The 14,925-nt window shown below is 57.9% G+C and carries 15 protein-coding genes, 1 other RNA gene and 1 riboswitch; of the genes, 1 reads left to right on the forward strand and 15 read right to left on the reverse strand.

Annotated elements, in window-relative coordinates; genetic code table 11:
• Window positions 1-5: 5 nt before the first annotated feature.
• Window positions 6-2,081 (reverse strand): type I DNA topoisomerase, encoded by a 2,076-nt coding sequence (gene topA, locus ACZOF8_RS06790; protein ID WP_308664225.1) that lies wholly within the window; start codon window positions 2,079-2,081, stop codon window positions 6-8.
• Window positions 2,082-2,093: 12 nt separating this feature from the next.
• On the reverse strand, window positions 2,094-3,200 hold the full coding sequence (gene dprA / locus ACZOF8_RS06795; RefSeq protein ID WP_154488527.1) for a DNA-processing protein DprA: 1,107 nt from the start codon (window positions 3,198-3,200) through the stop codon (window positions 2,094-2,096).
• 303 nt (window positions 3,201-3,503) lie between these two features.
• Between dprA and hydF the strand changes: the two genes are divergently transcribed.
• Complete coding sequence (gene hydF, locus ACZOF8_RS06800) at window positions 3,504-4,721, forward strand: [FeFe] hydrogenase H-cluster maturation GTPase HydF (protein WP_022486703.1); 1,218 nt, start codon at window positions 3,504-3,506, stop codon at window positions 4,719-4,721.
• Window positions 4,722-4,796: 75 nt separating this feature from the next.
• Here the strand turns inward: hydF and ACZOF8_RS06805 are convergent, their stop codons facing one another.
• The 13 genes from ACZOF8_RS06805 to ACZOF8_RS06865 form a co-directional block, all read right to left on the reverse strand.
• Entirely contained in the window at window positions 4,797-5,930 is a 1,134-nt protein-coding gene (locus tag ACZOF8_RS06805; RefSeq protein ID WP_308664226.1) for a cation diffusion facilitator family transporter, read from the reverse strand.
• 137 nt (window positions 5,931-6,067) lie between these two features.
• Complete coding sequence (locus ACZOF8_RS06810; RefSeq protein ID WP_022486705.1) at window positions 6,068-6,562, reverse strand: hypothetical protein; 495 nt, start codon at window positions 6,560-6,562, stop codon at window positions 6,068-6,070.
• Between the two features lie 13 nt (window positions 6,563-6,575).
• Window positions 6,576-7,004 carry an FKBP-type peptidyl-prolyl cis-trans isomerase gene (locus ACZOF8_RS06815; protein WP_022486706.1) on the reverse strand — a complete coding sequence of 143 codons (429 nt, stop codon included), beginning with the start codon at window positions 7,002-7,004 and terminating at the stop codon, window positions 6,576-6,578.
• A 222-nt stretch (window positions 7,005-7,226) separates the two neighbouring features.
• A complete protein-coding gene (locus tag ACZOF8_RS06820; protein ID WP_022486707.1) occupies window positions 7,227-7,925 on the reverse strand; it encodes a C40 family peptidase in 699 nt (232 codons plus the stop codon).
• 22 nt (window positions 7,926-7,947) lie between these two features.
• Window positions 7,948-8,070: riboswitch (cyclic di-AMP (ydaO/yuaA leader) on the reverse strand.
• 41 nt (window positions 8,071-8,111) lie between these two features.
• Window positions 8,112-9,053, reverse strand: coding sequence for a glycosyltransferase family 2 protein (locus ACZOF8_RS06825; RefSeq protein ID WP_022486708.1), 942 nt, complete (start codon window positions 9,051-9,053; stop codon window positions 8,112-8,114).
• 18 nt (window positions 9,054-9,071) lie between these two features.
• Window positions 9,072-9,389, reverse strand: coding sequence for a thioredoxin (trxA, locus tag ACZOF8_RS06830; protein ID WP_022486709.1), 318 nt, complete (start codon window positions 9,387-9,389; stop codon window positions 9,072-9,074).
• Between the two features lie 42 nt (window positions 9,390-9,431).
• Window positions 9,432-9,773, reverse strand: an RNA gene (gene rnpB, locus ACZOF8_RS06835) — RNase P RNA component class A.
• 34 nt (window positions 9,774-9,807) lie between these two features.
• Window positions 9,808-10,731: a 3'-5' exoribonuclease YhaM family protein gene (locus tag ACZOF8_RS06840; RefSeq protein ID WP_487426707.1), complete on the reverse strand. Its 924-nt coding sequence runs from the start codon at window positions 10,729-10,731 to the stop codon at window positions 9,808-9,810.
• Between the two features lie 12 nt (window positions 10,732-10,743).
• Window positions 10,744-11,562: a Nif3-like dinuclear metal center hexameric protein gene (locus tag ACZOF8_RS06845; RefSeq protein WP_279127516.1), complete on the reverse strand. Its 819-nt coding sequence runs from the start codon at window positions 11,560-11,562 to the stop codon at window positions 10,744-10,746.
• Entirely contained in the window at window positions 11,537-12,247 is a 711-nt protein-coding gene (locus tag ACZOF8_RS06850) for a tRNA (adenine(22)-N(1))-methyltransferase (RefSeq protein WP_022486712.1), read from the reverse strand. The genes ACZOF8_RS06845 and ACZOF8_RS06850 overlap by 26 nt, the downstream gene beginning before the upstream one ends.
• A 9-nt stretch (window positions 12,248-12,256) precedes the next feature.
• Window positions 12,257-12,982 carry a BUD32 family EKC/KEOPS complex subunit gene (locus tag ACZOF8_RS06855; protein ID WP_022486713.1) on the reverse strand — a complete coding sequence of 242 codons (726 nt, stop codon included), beginning with the start codon at window positions 12,980-12,982 and terminating at the stop codon, window positions 12,257-12,259.
• Window positions 12,983-12,998: 16 nt separating this feature from the next.
• Complete coding sequence (ptsP, locus tag ACZOF8_RS06860) at window positions 12,999-14,633, reverse strand: phosphoenolpyruvate--protein phosphotransferase (protein WP_022486714.1); 1,635 nt, start codon at window positions 14,631-14,633, stop codon at window positions 12,999-13,001.
• Between the two features lie 12 nt (window positions 14,634-14,645).
• Window positions 14,646-14,903: an HPr family phosphocarrier protein gene (locus ACZOF8_RS06865; RefSeq protein WP_012938187.1), complete on the reverse strand. Its 258-nt coding sequence runs from the start codon at window positions 14,901-14,903 to the stop codon at window positions 14,646-14,648.
• Window positions 14,904-14,925 lie beyond the last annotated feature (22 nt).

Consider the following 14,925-nt stretch of genomic DNA (forward strand, 5'->3'; position numbering starts at 1 on the left):
TCCTTTCATTTCTTCTTCAGGGAAGCGTTGGGGCACTTCTCTTTGCTGCAGTGGAGCACGGTCTTTCCGCTGCGCTCCTTGTGTTCCACCATCATGCTGCCGCACTGGGGGCATTTTTCGTTGGTGGGTTTGTCCCAGGAGGTGAACCGGCAGGTGGGATAGTTGGCGCAGCCATAGAACAGCCGTCCCGTCTTGCTGTGCCGTTCGATCAGATCCCCGCCGCACTGGGGGCACTTCACCCCCACTTTCACCAGGATGGGCTTGGTGTTCCGGCATTCCGGGAATCCGGGGCAGGCCAGGAACTTGCCGTGGCGGCCTTCCTTCACCACCATGAACCGGCCGCATTTCTCACATTTCACATCGCTGACGATCACGGGCTTTTCCACCACCGGGATGTTTTCATCCGCCACCTTCAGAGCCTTTTCAAAAGGACCGTAGAATTCCTGGAGCACCGTTTCCTTATCGGTCTTGTGCTCGCTGATGGCATCCAGTTCGCTTTCCATATGGGCGCTGAAGGGCACGTCGATGAAGGGGGAGAAATACTGGGTCAGCATGTCGATGGTGAGTTTCCCCAGTTCCGTAGGCAGCAGCTTCTTCCCTTCCTTGGCCACATAGCCCCGGGCCAGGATGGTCTGGATAATGGGCGAATAGGTGCTGGGCCGGCCGATGCCCTTTTCTTCCAGTTCCTTGACCAGGGTGGCTTCGGTGAAGTTGGCAGGGGGTTCCGTAAAGTGCTGGACCGCCTCGTTCACCCGGATCAGGTTCATGGCCGTGCCTTTTTCCAGAGCCGGAACCTTCTTGTCCTTTTCCTCGTCCTTCCGGTCCGCCAGCTTCAGGAACCCGTCGAACTTTACCACGGAACCGGTGGCCCGGAGTTCGTAATTGTCCCCGGCAATGGTCAGGGTGGTGAGGGTGCTGACGCTGCTGGCCATCTGGCTGGCCACCGTCCGCTTCCAGATCAGGGTGTAGAGCCGCAGCTGATCCCGGTCCAGATAGGGCGCCACATCTTCCGGAGTCCGGCTCACACTGGTGGGACGGATGGCTTCATGGGCTTCCTGGGCATTCTTCCGGCTGCTGTACACATTGGGTTTCTTGGGCAGGTAACTGGGACCGTAATTGGCATCCACATAGCCCCGGATCTCGCTGACCGCCGCATCCGCCAGGTGCACCGAGTCGGTACGCATATAGGTAATGAGCCCTACAGAGCCTTTCCGGCCCAGGGTGACCCCTTCGTACAGCTGCTGGGCCAGCATCATGACCTTTTTGGTGGAAAAGTTCATCTTTTTGTTGGCTTCCTGCTGGAGACTGCTGGTGGTGAAGGGAGGCGCCGGTTTCCGCAGCCGGTCCCGGACAGAGCAGTCCGTCACCTGGTAGCTGGCCTTCTTCAGGTCTTCCGTCACCTGGTCCGCTTCTTCCCGGTTGTGGATTTCCAGTTTCTTCCCATCCCGTTTCACCACATCCGCCGTGATCTTGGGAGTCTTGCCGGGAGCCAGCACCACGGAAGAAGTCCAGTATTCCTCCGGTTCGAAGTCGTCGATGAGCTTCTGCCGGTCGCAGATGATCTTCACCGCCACGCTCTGGACACGGCCGGCGCTGAGGCCCTTCCGGATCTTCCGCCACAGGAGAGGGCTCAATTGGTACCCTACGATCCGGTCCAGGATCCGCCGGGTCTGCTGGGCGTCCACTTTGTCCATGTCGATGGACTGGGGATCCTTCAGAGCCCCTTTGATGGCGGTCTGGGTGATTTCATGGAAGGAAATCCGGCAGGGAGCCGCCGGATCCACCCCCAGGATGTAGCTCAGGTGCCAGGCAATGGCTTCCCCTTCCCGGTCCGGGTCCGTTGCCAGATAGATTTTGTCGGCTTTTTTGGCCAGGGTCTTCAGTTCCTTGATTAAAGGTCCTTTCCCCCGGATATTGATGTATTTGGGAGTGAAATGATGCTCTACGTCAACACCGAACTGACTTTTGGGCAGATCCCGGAGATGGCCCATGGAGGCCCGTACCGTAAAGGTCTTGCCCAGAAATTTTTCGATGGTCTTGGCTTTCGTAGGGGATTCCACAATGACCAGTTTATTCGTCACGATTTTCTCCTCCTAAACTGCATGATAGCGATTGCGGCTGTTCCGCTGGACCCGGCCGGACAGTTCCAGCTCCAGGAGCAGGGTACTGAGCACGGCCAGGGGCCAGGGGAATGCATCGGCCAGTTGTTCCAGGGAACTGCCCTGGTGTTTCTGGAGCCAGCGGCACAGGGCCCCGGCTTTTTCTTTTTCATCGGGAGCGAAATCCCGGAACAGGTCCGGTTCTTCTCCGGCCTGGGGCAGAGTTCCCTCTTCCGGCCCCAGCAGGCTGGTGAGTACTTCCTGGGGATCATCCCCCACCCGGGCTCCCTGCTTCAGGAGATGGTGGGTGCCCTGGCTGGTTTCGGAAAAGATGGGCCCGGGGACGGCGAACAGTTCCCGGTTTTCGTCCAGAGCGGCATGGGCGGTGCTCATGGCCCCGCTGCGGATGGCAGCTTCCACCACCACCACTGCCCGGCAAAAGCCCACGATGATCCGGTTCCGCAGAGGGAAGTTCTGGGGCAGGGGCGGAGTCCAGGGGGCATATTCCGTCACCAGGGCTCCCTGCTGGGCGATCCGGTCAAAAAGCCGGAGATGGCGCCGGGGATACAATTCCCCCAGTCCGCCGCCCAGTACGGCCACTGTGGGGCCGCCTGCATCCAGGGCCGCCTTGTGGGCCGCCGCATCGATGCCGTAGGCGCCCCCGCTGATCACCGGCACCTGCCGGAGGGCCGCCGCCCGGGCAAACCGGGCGGCCACGGCCAGACCGTAATCCGTGGCCTTCCGGGACCCTACCACCGCCACACAGGCCGGCTGGTCCGGCAGGGTGCCCTTTACATAGAGCACTGGTGGAGGAGCGGCCAGCTGGTCCACCAAAACCGGGTAGTCCGGATTCCACCGGCTGATCACCCGGGCCTGGTGATGCTCACACCAGTCCCAGATCCTTTCCGGCAGATTTCTCCGGTGGGGCGACTGCCAGACCTTGTCCAGAGCCGGGCTCCAAAGCCCCGCCTCCTTCAGTTCCCCTGTCCCCGCCTTCCAGGCTTTTTCCAGAGACCCGAAGGCCTCCCGGAGCAAAGGTACCCCCTGAGGGGCCTCGTAGCTCAGCAGATCTGCCAAGGCTGCACAATACACATCTTCCATAGGCTCACATCCCTTGCTGCATATAATAGAAGTTTTCTACGCCTGCAAACGAGTATTAGTATACATGGAAACTGTCTGAAAAATCAAGAGGGGGTTGTTGCACGTTGTATGAACAACCCCTGTCACCGGTCTCCTGTTACCGGCCGCTGGCCGCTGGAAAGGACCCGTAACTGACGGGTCCTTTTGAAGAGAAACGCAGCCCTTGCACCTTCCCCCCTTTTATTGTATGATATTCACAAACAATTTATGTTTTCTGTTTGCCCAATGTTCGGCAAATTTCAATTCCTGAAGGAGGAACTTTCCATGCCCGCATCTCTTAACGCCACCCCGTCCGGGGAACGTGTCCATATTGGTCTGTTCGGCTGCCGGAACGCCGGCAAATCTTCTCTGATCAACGCCATTACCGGCCAGGACCTGGCCATTGTGTCCGACTACAAGGGCACCACCACCGACCCGGTTTCCAAAGCCATGGAAATCCTGCCTCTGGGGCCGGTACTCCTCACCGACACCCCGGGGATGGACGACGACACGGACCTGGGCCAGTCCCGGATCGAAAAGGCCCGGCTGGTACTCCGGAGCACGGACATCGCCCTGTTGGTGGTGGATGCGTCCACAGGCATGAATACTTTCGACCGGAAACTGCTCCAGGAAATCCGTGACCGGAAGATCCCCTACCTGGTAGTGTTCAACAAATGCGACCTGGTGCCCAGCTTCACCCTGCCGGAAGACCTGAAGGATCACAGCATGCTGGTCAGTGCCCAGGCGGGTACCCAGATCTGGGAACTGAAGGAACGGATCTCCCAGGCCCTGGGAAAAGATGGGGTGAAAAAGCCCCTGCTCCTGGACCTGCTGGAACCCAATGCCCTGGTGGTGCTGGTAGTGCCCTGCGATGAAAGCGCTCCCAAGGGACGGCTGATCCTGCCCCAGCAGCAGACCATCCGGGAACTCTTGGACGGCCACTGCAGTGCCGTTGTGGTCCAGCCCCAGGAACTTCCGGGAATCATCAGCCTGTTGGGCAAAAAGATCAGCCTGGTAGTTACCGACAGCCAGGCCTTCCATACTGTGAACCAGATGGTGCCTCCGAAGATCCGGCTCACCAGCTTCTCCATTCTGTTTGCCCGGTACAAAGGCCAGCTGGCCGCCTTCCTGGATGGAGCCCTGAAGCTGAAAGACCTGAAGGACGGGGATCCGGTGCTGATTTCCGAAGGGTGCACCCATCACCGGCAGTGCAACGACATCGGTACCGTAAAGCTGCCCAACTGGATCCGGAAGTATTCCGGGGCACAGCCTGACTTCCATTACAGCAGCGGCAAGGGATTCCCTGACGACCTGAGCCCCTTCAAGCTCATCGTCCACTGCGGGGCCTGTATGCTGAATCCCCAGGAAGTGGCCTACCGGCAAAGTGCCGCCCATAAACAAAACATCCCCATGACCAACTACGGCATAGCCATAGCCTGTATGAACGGGATCCTGCCCAGAGTCCTGGCCCCGTTTCCGGAATTGGCGGAGAAAGTGAAATAACGGGGGTGTGAAAATCCACACCCCCGACTAAAAGGGCTGTGAAAAAATGATTCCTCATTTTTTCACAGCCCTTTTTCACCCCTGCAGCGCCGATATATCCCTGTCCACGTCCACCGATACTGTGTAGCCTGGATACAGCTTCCCCACTTCTTCTTTCAGTTCCTGGACGATGGGTCCCCGGTCCCGGCCGAAGGTAACCACCACGTCGAACCGCATGGTCTTTGCTTTCCGGTCCACATAGAACCCGTGGACCTGGAGGGCCCAGGGGTGCCGCATCACCATCTGGCTCACTTTTTCCCGGATGGCTGCCGCCTCCGGATCCCGGGTATTGTAGGAATACACTGTTACCCCGGACAGATGGACCCCGGTTGCCTTGAAGATTTTTTCATGGATCCGGTGGGTCAAAAGGTCCACCTGTTCCACGGTCATCACATCCGGCAGTTCGATGTGCACAGAGGCATAGTTCCGGCCCGGTCCGTAGTTGTTGATCATCAGATCATAGGCCCCCTGGATTTCCGGTTCCGCCACCAGGAGATTCTTGATTTCCCGGACCAGCTGGGGATCCGGCCTCTCTCCCAGGATTTCATTCAGGGTATCCCGGAGCATCCCATAGCCACTTTTCAGGATGAAACAGGCAATCAGGGCCCCTACATAGGATTCCAGAGGGAGCCCCCATTCCAGATACACCAGAGCCGCCACCAGTACGGAAAAAGACAGTACCGCGTCAAACAGGGCATCGGACCCGGACCCGATGAGAGCTCCGGAATCCGCCTCCTGGCCTTTGGCCTTTACATACCGGCCCAGAATGATCTTGGCAATGACCGCCACCACCAAAAGGATCAGAGAGGCGGTGGTGTATTCCGGCACCTCCGGTTCGATGATTTTTTTCACACTTTCCACCATGGCCGTGACCCCGGCATAGAAAATGATGATGGAAATCACCAGGGCACTCAGGTATTCATACCGGCCATGGCCAAAGGGATGTTCAAAATCCGGGTTCCGGTCCGCCAGTTTGGCCCCGGCCACGGTGATCACCGAAGACAGCACGTCCGACAGGTTGTTCACCGCATCCATCAGGATGGCAATGGAGTTGGTGGAAAACCCCACCACCGCCTTGAACCCGGCCAGGAGCACGTTCACTCCGATACCGATGAAACTGGTCCGCAGGATGATGGATTCCCTGCGGCCCTTTGCCAATGAAATACCCATAAGAACCAGCCAGCCTCTCTCGTACAGAATTGCTCCCATTATAGCACAAATGGAAGGGTTGGAAAACGCCCCTGGCGTTTTCCTTCCCAATAGAAAGGCCGCCGGAACCTCCGGCGGCCTTTGTCAATGGTCAGCTGTCAATGGTCAGCGGCCCTCCCCTTCTCCCGTTTCAGGATCGTGGCCAGTTCCGGGTCTTCTCCCAGGTCCACCGGGCCGAAATTGGTGTGGTTCCCTTCTCCGTCCCAGCTGCACAGCATATACCCCATGGTATTGGCGTCATATTCCACCGTATAATACCGGGGATTTTCTCCCTGGAGCCCGTGGACCAGGTAGGCCCGGGGGCACAGAGTGTTGAAGTTCCAACCCGCTTCAAAGGGAAAATGCATCCGCAGCACATAGAACTGGGGGTGCCCCGTATGTTCATTGCGGATCTCCAGTCCTTCCGCGGTGAAGTCCTCTTCCTGATAGAACCTTTCGTTCTCGTCTCCGGTTTCCGGCAGATCCGCCAGAACACTGGCACACAGGGTTCCAAAAGCATTCCCCAAAAGGAAAGGACTGATCTGCTTCCCTTCCGGATCCGGATAAACCACAGCCGGGAAGAACTGGTGTTCCAGGAAATACAAAGGGTTCATGAGAATCCTCCTTTTACCCTTCCACCTCGACCAGTTCGATCTTGAAATTCAGTTCCTTGCCGGCCATTTCGTGGTTGGCATCGAAGGTAATGGTGGATTCGGTCTTTTCCGTAACCCGTACCGGGATCTGCTGGCCGTTGGGGGTGCCCAGGGCCACCCGCTGGCCCACTTCCAGGTTTTCCGAACCGGGCATCTTGGCAATTTCCACGGTGAGGATGTTCTGGGGATTGGGCTGGCCATAGGCCTCTTCCGGCATCAGGTGGATGTTCTTCACTTCCCCTACAGCCATATCCCGGACCGCATCATCGAACCCCTTGATCATCATGCCGGCCCCGACCACGAATTCCAAAGGCTCGCCCCGGTCATAGGAAGAATCGAATTTGGTCCCGTCGTTCAGGGTGCCTTCGTAATGGACTTTGACTTTTTTGTTTTCGTTGCTCATGGTTTTCTCCATTCTGTCAGTTTTTATAGTCAATCGTGTTAATTGTACCGTACTGGACGGGGAAAGTAAATGGCAAGAAAGGCCGCCGGTAAGTCCGGCGGCTTTTGTCAACTTCCGGCGGCCGATGGAGCTGCGTTTCCATGTAAAGCCATCTGCCACCGGCAGATGTTCTCCATACAAAAAAACACCCGTCAGGGATCATCCCTGACGGGTAAGCGGCTGTTAGAGGACTCTTGCCGCTCCGATATATCTTGCGCCCCAATATCCGCTGAATACGTTGGATACGGTGACACCGGTGCTGCTCCCTGCCTGGAGCATCTGACCGTTGCCGATGTAGATGCCGCAGTGGGAAGGGCCCGGTTCATAAGTTTCAAAGAACACCAGGTCTCCCGGTTCCAGCTCGCTGGAAGAAACTTTCGGGAAAGCATAGTACTGGGCATCCGCTGTCCGGGGGATTTCGATCCCCATCTGCCGGAACACGTACTGGGTGTAACCGGAACAGTCAAAGCCCCAGGGAGTGGTCCCCCCGAATACATAAGGCACGCCCACATAGTCGTAAGCGGTGCTGATCAGCTCTCTGGCCGTGCTGCTGCCGTAACCATAGCTGCTGCCATAGCCCCGGTTGGTGTTCAGCGTACGGTGGGTGGGCATTTCTCTGCCCATGAGCTTTTTGTAGGTGAAGTTCCCGATGACCCCGTCTGCTGCCAGACCCATGCTGGCCTGATATTTCTTTACTGCAGCCACGGTACGGGCTCCATAGACCCCGTCAGGGATCCCGATATCGTAGCCTTCCATCAGGAGCTGTTCCTGGATGGCTGCCACTTCCGGTCCTGACTGACCCTGTTTGAAACTGGCAAAAACGTTCTGCGCAGGCAGTGCCACTGCTGCGGTGGTTGCCGCTGCCAGCACTACGCCAAGCATCATCCTCCTAAATATAATAAACACATCCTCTCGATTACGCCTACGAAGTTAGCTGCCGGGTGCGGGTCGAGATGCCCTATTCCGAAGAAATTAACCCCACTTTGGTTCCCCCGTTCACATTGCTGTGATTCGGCTTTTTTATTTAGTTTTGCCGGTTCTAATTATAACAATTCTCTTATTCGCTGTCTATTGGCTGTTACCACTTTTCACGATATGTTCACGAATAATATACAAAGGTCTTTGCTTCACTTCATCGAAGATCCGGCCCACATATTCTCCCACGATCCCTATGCCGATCAGCTCCACACCTCCCAGGAAGAACTCTGCCGCTGCCAGGGTGGTCCACCCGGGAACCGCATCCTGGATAATATATTTCACATAAATGACATGACCGATGAGCAGGATGCTCCCCAGCCCTGCAATGCACCCTACATACAGGGCCAGCCGCAGGGGCACCCGGGAAAAGGCCGTGATCCCGTCCAGGGCGAACCGGAGCATTTTCCGCAGATTGAACTTGGAATGGCCGGCGAACCGGGGCGGTGCCACAAATTCCAGGGTGGTGTACCGGAACCCCAGATTGTTCACCATCCCCCGGATGAACCGGGCCCGTTCCCGGAACCGGTTCAGGGCATCCACCGCCTTCCGGTCCATTAGCCGGAAATCGCTGCCCCCAGGGGTGATCCGCACTTCGCTCATGGAATTGATCAGCTTGTAGTATAAGCGGGAGGTTATATTTTTGAACCAGGTGGCGTCTTCCGTGGCTTTCCGCACGGTCTGGACGATTTCGAAGCCCTCTTCCCATTTTTTCAGCAGTTCCGGTACCATTTCCGGCGGGTGCTGGAGATCCCCGTCCATGGAGATCACCGCGTCCCCGGTGGACTGGTCCAGACCGCAGGTCAGAGCCAGCTGGTGGCCGAAATTCCGGGCAAACACATACCCCTGGACATTGGGATCCTTCTCTGCCAGTTCCCGGATCAGCTGGCTGGTCCGGTCTTTGGAACCATCGTCAATGAACAGGATTTCGTAATCATACGGCAAAGGCGCCATTACTTGCGTAAGGCGCCTGTAAAACTCGTGGATATTCTCCTCTTCATTGAAGACAGGCACGACAAAAGAGATCTTTTTCATGCATTGTCTTCCTTTCCGTTATAAAACGGCCAAAGCCTGTTCGTAGGCACTTTTGGGTTCAACCCCTACAAAGCGCTGGACTTCCTTGCCGGCCTTGAACAGCACCACCGTAGGGATGGCGGATACGTTGAACCGCATGGCCACGTCTGGCACCTGGTCCACATCCAGTTTGGCGAACTGGACTTCCGGATGTTCCGCTGCCAGGTCTTCGATAACGGGAGCCAGCATCCGGCAGGGACCGCACCAGGTGGCCCAGAAGTCCACCAGTACCGGTTTGCCTGCATCCTGGATCAGTTTGTCAAAAGCGGCTGCGCTGCCAATATGCATCATTTCCATGGTATTTCCTCCTTCGTGCTTCCGCACAAGGTATTTTTCAAAAAGGTGAGTGCTCAGTAAGCCGAGTTCTGTCAACGATAATCATTTATCTAGCCCTGCAGTTGCCTGCAGGTTCAAGCGACACTACCCGGAAGGATCAGCGGGCCGCTTCATCCCTTCCCTATTTGGTCTTGCTCCGGATGGGGTTTACCAAGCCGGCCAATCACTTGACCGCTGGTGCGCTCTTACCGCACCGTTTCATCCTTACCGGCAAAGCCGGCGGTTTGTTTTCTGTGGCACTTTCCTTAGGGTCGCCCCCACTGGACGTTATCCAGCATCCTGCCCTGCGGAGCTCGGACTTTCCTCATCAGCACAAAGGCTGCCGCGATTATCTTTCCGCACTCACTGGATGAAATGATACCATAGGTTGGTCAATCCGTCAAACCTTCCACAGGTACCGCTGTAACATTTTGTCGTATTCCCAGGATTCGCTCCGTTCTTTTTCGTGGAACTGATTCATGATGGAATCCACTTCGTCCGCATAATGGACGATGAAGGCCTCCTTGGTGACGCACACCACCGGGGATCCTTTGTCCTGGTCCCCGTGATGGCTGAGGATGATGTGGAGGAGCCGTTCCCGCCGGTCTGCCGACAGGTCGGGGATCTTCCGGGCAGCCCGGTCCACGGCCATGGCTCCAATGGAAATATGGCCCATGAGCCGGCCTTCGGTGGTATAGGGGAATCCCAGATCCGAAGAGATTTCCCGGATCTTTCCCAGGTCGTGGAGCAGGGCCCCGGCAATCACCAGGTCCAGATCCACGTTCCCGATGGCCCCGGCCATGGCCACGGCCAGCCGGGTGACGCACACGGTGTGGTGGAGCAGCCCGCCCACATAGGCATGGTGGAGCCGCATTCCCGCCGGATTCTTCAAGAACTGCCGGAGGGTATTCCCGGAAAACAGGGTTTCCACCAGTTCCCGGAGGCTGTCATCCTGGATCCGGCCCATAAAGGCCTGGAATTCTGTCTTGTATTTTTCCAGATCGATGTGGCCGCTGGGCAGCAGATTGGACAGATCGTCCTCTTCCGTCACCGCCTGGACTTTCTGGACAATCACCTGGTAGGCCATAGTGGTGGAATATTTGTTCACATCCACCTTTCCCCCGATGATATAGGGAGAAGGGGCCTCCATGGTCCGGAGCCGGCCAATGGGACCGGCTTCGAAACAGATAAAGGGAATGCAGCCGCTGTTGTCTTCCAGCAGCCCCTTGGCATAAGGCTTGCCGTTGGAGGAGGTGCCCACCTTCTGGAGGCGGACCAGGCAGGGTTGTTCCATGGCATTCCCCAACTGCAGATCTCGGATCATGACAGCCGCCCCTTACACCGTCTGGAGGATCCGTTCTTCTTCGGCACGGATCACTTCAAAATGACGGCCGGATTCATCCCGCCAGGTGTTGAGCACCTGTTCCAGCTTGTCGATCACCGGGCTCTCGGTAAGCTGATGGGTGCCGTCCACTACATTCAGCCCCAGGTTCAGGGCCTTCTGGGCCACATGGTACTTCAGATCTCCGGTAACCAGGGTATCGGCACCGGCCGCCAGGGCATCCTCCATAAAGTCGGCTCCGCTGCCGCCTACTACGGCCACTTTGTACACCGGTTCTTCCCCGCCGGCAAAGGTCAGGTGTTCCGCACCCAGGTCATCCCGGACCTTGGCAGCGAAAGCCTTCAGTTCCATAGGTTCGGCCAGCACACCGATCCGGGCCAGTCCCTGTTCCGGGCAGTCCTTCCGGGGGATTTCCGTTACATCTTCCAGACCCAGCCGGGCGGCCAGTACATCATTGACCCCGCCTTTGGCCGCATCCAGGTTGGTATGGGCCGCATAAAGAGCCACATCGTGTTTGATCAGCTCATAGAGCACTTCCATCTTGGTGTCCGTAACCGCCAGAGTCTTGGGCAGGCTGAAATAATAGGGATGGTGGGTGATGATGATGTCACATTCCTGTTCGATGGCCTGTTCCGCCACTTCAGGGCTCAGGTCCAGGGCCACCAGGATCTTGTGCACATGCTGGGCCAGATGTCCCAGGAGCAGCCCCGGGTTGTCCCAGCTTTCCGCATAGGCTACAGGGGCCAGCTGGTTCATGAACAGACAAATGTCCGTTACAGTGGTTTCCTTACTTTCCATTTCTTCCGTTTCCACAGTCAATTTCCTCCAGTTGTTTCCAAAGGGTCTCATATTCCTTGTACTGGCGGCTGGCCCGGGCCCGCTCACTCCGGTCCATCTGGGTCAGCAGCCGTTGGATCTTCTTTTTCTTTTCCGCCACGAATTCTGCCAGCAGGGGATGATGCCGGCGGACCAGATCATCCCCCACTTCCCGGCAGCTGCCAGGATATTTCCAGCCCGGGGAAGGTTCCAGGAGCAGCAGTTCGTAAAGCCGCTTTCCCTCCCGGACCAGCTCCTCCCGGACCACCGCCCAGCCATGGTCTTCCGCCCAAAGCCGGAGCCGGCAGGAATCGCTCATGGGCTGGAGCACCAGATGTCGGAAGGCGGGATGCTGCCACACCTCCGGGGCTTCCCCCAGAATCTGCAGCATGGTTTCCGCCCCCATGCCTGCCATAACAGCCGTTTCCACTTCGCCCGGGGCCACCACGGTCAGGCCGCTGCCCTGGCGCACGGCGATCCGTTCTTCCAGATGGAACTGCCGGACCGTGTGCCGGGCTGCCTCACAGGGACCGGGGACCACATCCCCGGCAATGGCCTGCTCAATTTTTCCTTCCTGGAGCAGCAGTACCGGCAGGTAGGCATGGTCCGTGCCCACATCTGCCAGGGTCCGGCAGGGAGGCACCAGGGCCGCCACTGCCTCCAATCGAGGTCCAAAATGCATGGTTTCTCCTTACTCCCGTTCCAGGATGAACTTCCGGGCATCATCCAAGCTGGTCACGTCCCGCCAGCCGAAGCACCGGAGCTTTTCGCACAGAGCAAAAGCTGTTTTGTATCTGCCGATAAGGGCCTTGGCCTGGCGGAGGATTTCCCGTCCCGCCGGACTGTTGCAGTAGCCTTTCATGGCTTCTTCCAACAGGCTCCTGTCTTTCCAGCTCTTTTCCCGGAAACAGCTGTGGACGAACAGGAACAGATCCAGCACCCGGGGGTCCGCGTCGATGAACCGCTTTTCATTTTCCCAGTCCAGGAAAGTGATCTTGTCCTGTTCCTTGTCATAGGCAATGTCCCGGAGAGCCGGCCGGCCATGGTGGAGCCCCATCTGGTGGAGTTTCGCCAGGGCTTCCCCTGCCTTGTGGTAGGCTTCCAGCCGGCAGTCCTTCCAGGGGGCTTCCTTGGCCACCCCCTGGAGGGTCTTGCCCACCGCTTTCATGACAAAATAGTCATCCTGGAGCAGGACGATTTCCGGTGCCAGGGGAAAATACTGGTTCACCGTCATGATTTTGTACACCTCGCACCAGAAGGCCCCTTCCACACTTTGTTTGGCAAAGGCGTTCCGGTGGTTGGACAGTTTCCGTTTGATGAACAGGGCCTGGTCCTGGTACAGGAAAGGCAGGACCCGTTTATCCGGCTGGAGGGCAATGGCTTTGTCCGCCGCCTGTTTCAAATCCAGATCGATCAACGGTCCGCCTCCTTTCTCATTCCGCCCGAAGGGTGCTGATCAGCTTCCGGGCCCCCAGGATCTTCCCGGGGGACATGCTCAGTTCATCCACACCCATGGCTACAAAATAAGGGATCAGTTCCGGGTCCGCTGCGGCTTCTCCGCAGATGCCCACCCAGCAGCCCCCGGCATGGCCGTTCCGGATGGTCAGGTCGATAAGCCGGAGCACCGCCTTGTGACTGGCCTTCCCCAGTTCTTCCAGGCTGGCATTCTGCCGGTCCACCGCCAGAGTGTACTGGGTCAGATCGTTGGTGCCGATACTGAAGAAATCCACGTACCGGGCCAGGTCGTCGCTGATGATGGCCGCCGCCGGCGTTTCGACCATGATCCCCACTTCCAGCTTCTCGTCAAAGGGGATTCCTTCTGCCCGGAGGCTGGCTGCCGCCTGTTCCAGAAGGGCCCGGGCCGCCTTCACTTCCTCTGCGGAAACGATCATGGGGAACATCACTGCCACTTCCCCATAGGCGGAGGCCCGGAGAATGGCCCGGAGCTGGGTCAGGAAGATTTCCGGCCGCTTCAGGCAGATCCGGATGGCTCTGAACCCCAGAGCCGGATTCTCTTCTTCCGGCAGCTGGAAATAGCCCACTTTTTTGTCCGCCCCGATGTCCAGGGTCCGGATGATCAGCTTCCGGCCTTCCAGTTCCTGGGCAGCGGTACAGTAGGCTTCGAACAGTTCGTCTTCCGTGGGATAGTCTTCCCGTCCCAGATAGAGGAATTCACTGCGGAACAGGCCTACCCCTTCCCCGTCGTTCTGGAGCACCAGGTCGATGTCTTCCGGCTGGCCGATATTCCCGTACAGGGCGATGGTCCGGCCGTCGGCAGTGCAGGTGGGTTTCCCCCGGAACTGTTCCAGGGCATCTTCCGCCGCCCGGTGCTGCTGTTGTTTTTCCTTCAGGGCTTCCAGCACCTTGGGTTCCGGATCCAGCCAAAAGTTCCCGGTGCCCCCGTCCAGGGCTCCCAGGGTACCGTTCCAGTCTTCGTCCAGGGTGATTCCCGTATGGACGATGGCAGGGATCTTCATGGTCCGGGCCAGGATGGCGGTGTGGGAGTTGGCGCTGCCTCCGCTGGTCACAAAGCCCAGGATCAGGGATTTGTCCAGCTGGAGGGTTTCACTGGGAGTCAGGTCGTCGGCGCAGATAATGGAAGGCTGGGTGAGAAGTTCCGTCCAGCTCCGGCCTCCCTGGGCCAGAGCATCTTCCAGCTGGCCGCACACCGCCCGCACATCGGCCCCCCGGGCCTGCATGTATTCATCGTCCATGGCTTCCAGCATGGCGGCGAACTGACTGCCCGCTTCCCGGACCGCCCCTTCCGCCGTCATGTGGTTTTCCTGGATCAGACCTGTAATGGTGTCACACAGATCCGGATCCTGGACCATCATCTGATGGACTTCAAAAATGCCGGCTTCTTCTTCCCCTACCTGCTGCCGGGCTTTTTCCTTCAGCCCTTCCAGGGTTTCGATGACCTGCTGCTGGGCAGCCTGGAGCCGTTTCAGTTCCTGCTGGGGATCCAGACAGGTGTCCAGCCGGATCTCCGGCTGACGGCCTGCCGGCTTTACCAGGATGGGCCCTGCCGCAACCCCGGCAGAGGCTCCCTTCCCTTGTACAAGCTTCATGGACAGTCCTCCTTACAGATTGGCTTTCAGGAATGCTTCCAGAGCGGCTGCCGCTTCTTTTTCATCCGGTCCTTCCACGGAAACCGTCAGTTCCATGCCGGCTTTGATCCCCATTCCCATCAGGGAGAAGATCCGTTTCAGGTCTCCGGTCTTGCCGTTGCCGGCCACGCTGCATTTGGACTGGAATTTGGCCGCTTCCTTTACCAGCATGCCGGCGGGACGGGCATGGATACCCTGAGGATCCTGGATGGTATACGTAAATTGAATCATGAGAATGACCTCCTTGAAATTG

Source organism: Acidaminococcus sp. (genome assembly GCF_057597765.1).

Coding starts and splice junctions, on each gene's coding strand:
- dprA (WP_154488527.1), bottom strand. CDS start 3,200: ATGGAAGATGTGTATTGTGCAGCCTTGGCAGATCTGCTGAGCTACGAG.
- hydF (WP_022486703.1), top strand. CDS start 3,504: ATGCCCGCATCTCTTAACGCCACCCCGTCCGGGGAACGTGTCCATATT.
- ACZOF8_RS06805 (WP_308664226.1), bottom strand. CDS start 5,930: ATGGGTATTTCATTGGCAAAGGGCCGCAGGGAATCCATCATCCTGCGG.
- ACZOF8_RS06810 (WP_022486705.1), bottom strand. CDS start 6,562: ATGAACCCTTTGTATTTCCTGGAACACCAGTTCTTCCCGGCTGTGGTT.
- ACZOF8_RS06815 (WP_022486706.1), bottom strand. CDS start 7,004: ATGAGCAACGAAAACAAAAAAGTCAAAGTCCATTACGAAGGCACCCTG.
- ACZOF8_RS06820 (WP_022486707.1), bottom strand. CDS start 7,925: ATGCTTGGCGTAGTGCTGGCAGCGGCAACCACCGCAGCAGTGGCACTG.
- ACZOF8_RS06825 (WP_022486708.1), bottom strand. CDS start 9,053: ATGAAAAAGATCTCTTTTGTCGTGCCTGTCTTCAATGAAGAGGAGAAT.
- trxA (WP_022486709.1), bottom strand. CDS start 9,389: ATGGAAATGATGCATATTGGCAGCGCAGCCGCTTTTGACAAACTGATC.
- ACZOF8_RS06840 (WP_487426707.1), bottom strand. CDS start 10,731: ATGATCCGAGATCTGCAGTTGGGGAATGCCATGGAACAACCCTGCCTG.
- ACZOF8_RS06850 (WP_022486712.1), bottom strand. CDS start 12,247: ATGCATTTTGGACCTCGATTGGAGGCAGTGGCGGCCCTGGTGCCTCCC.
- ptsP (WP_022486714.1), bottom strand. CDS start 14,633: ATGAAGCTTGTACAAGGGAAGGGAGCCTCTGCCGGGGTTGCGGCAGGG.
- ACZOF8_RS06865 (WP_012938187.1), bottom strand. CDS start 14,903: ATGATTCAATTTACGTATACCATCCAGGATCCTCAGGGTATCCATGCC.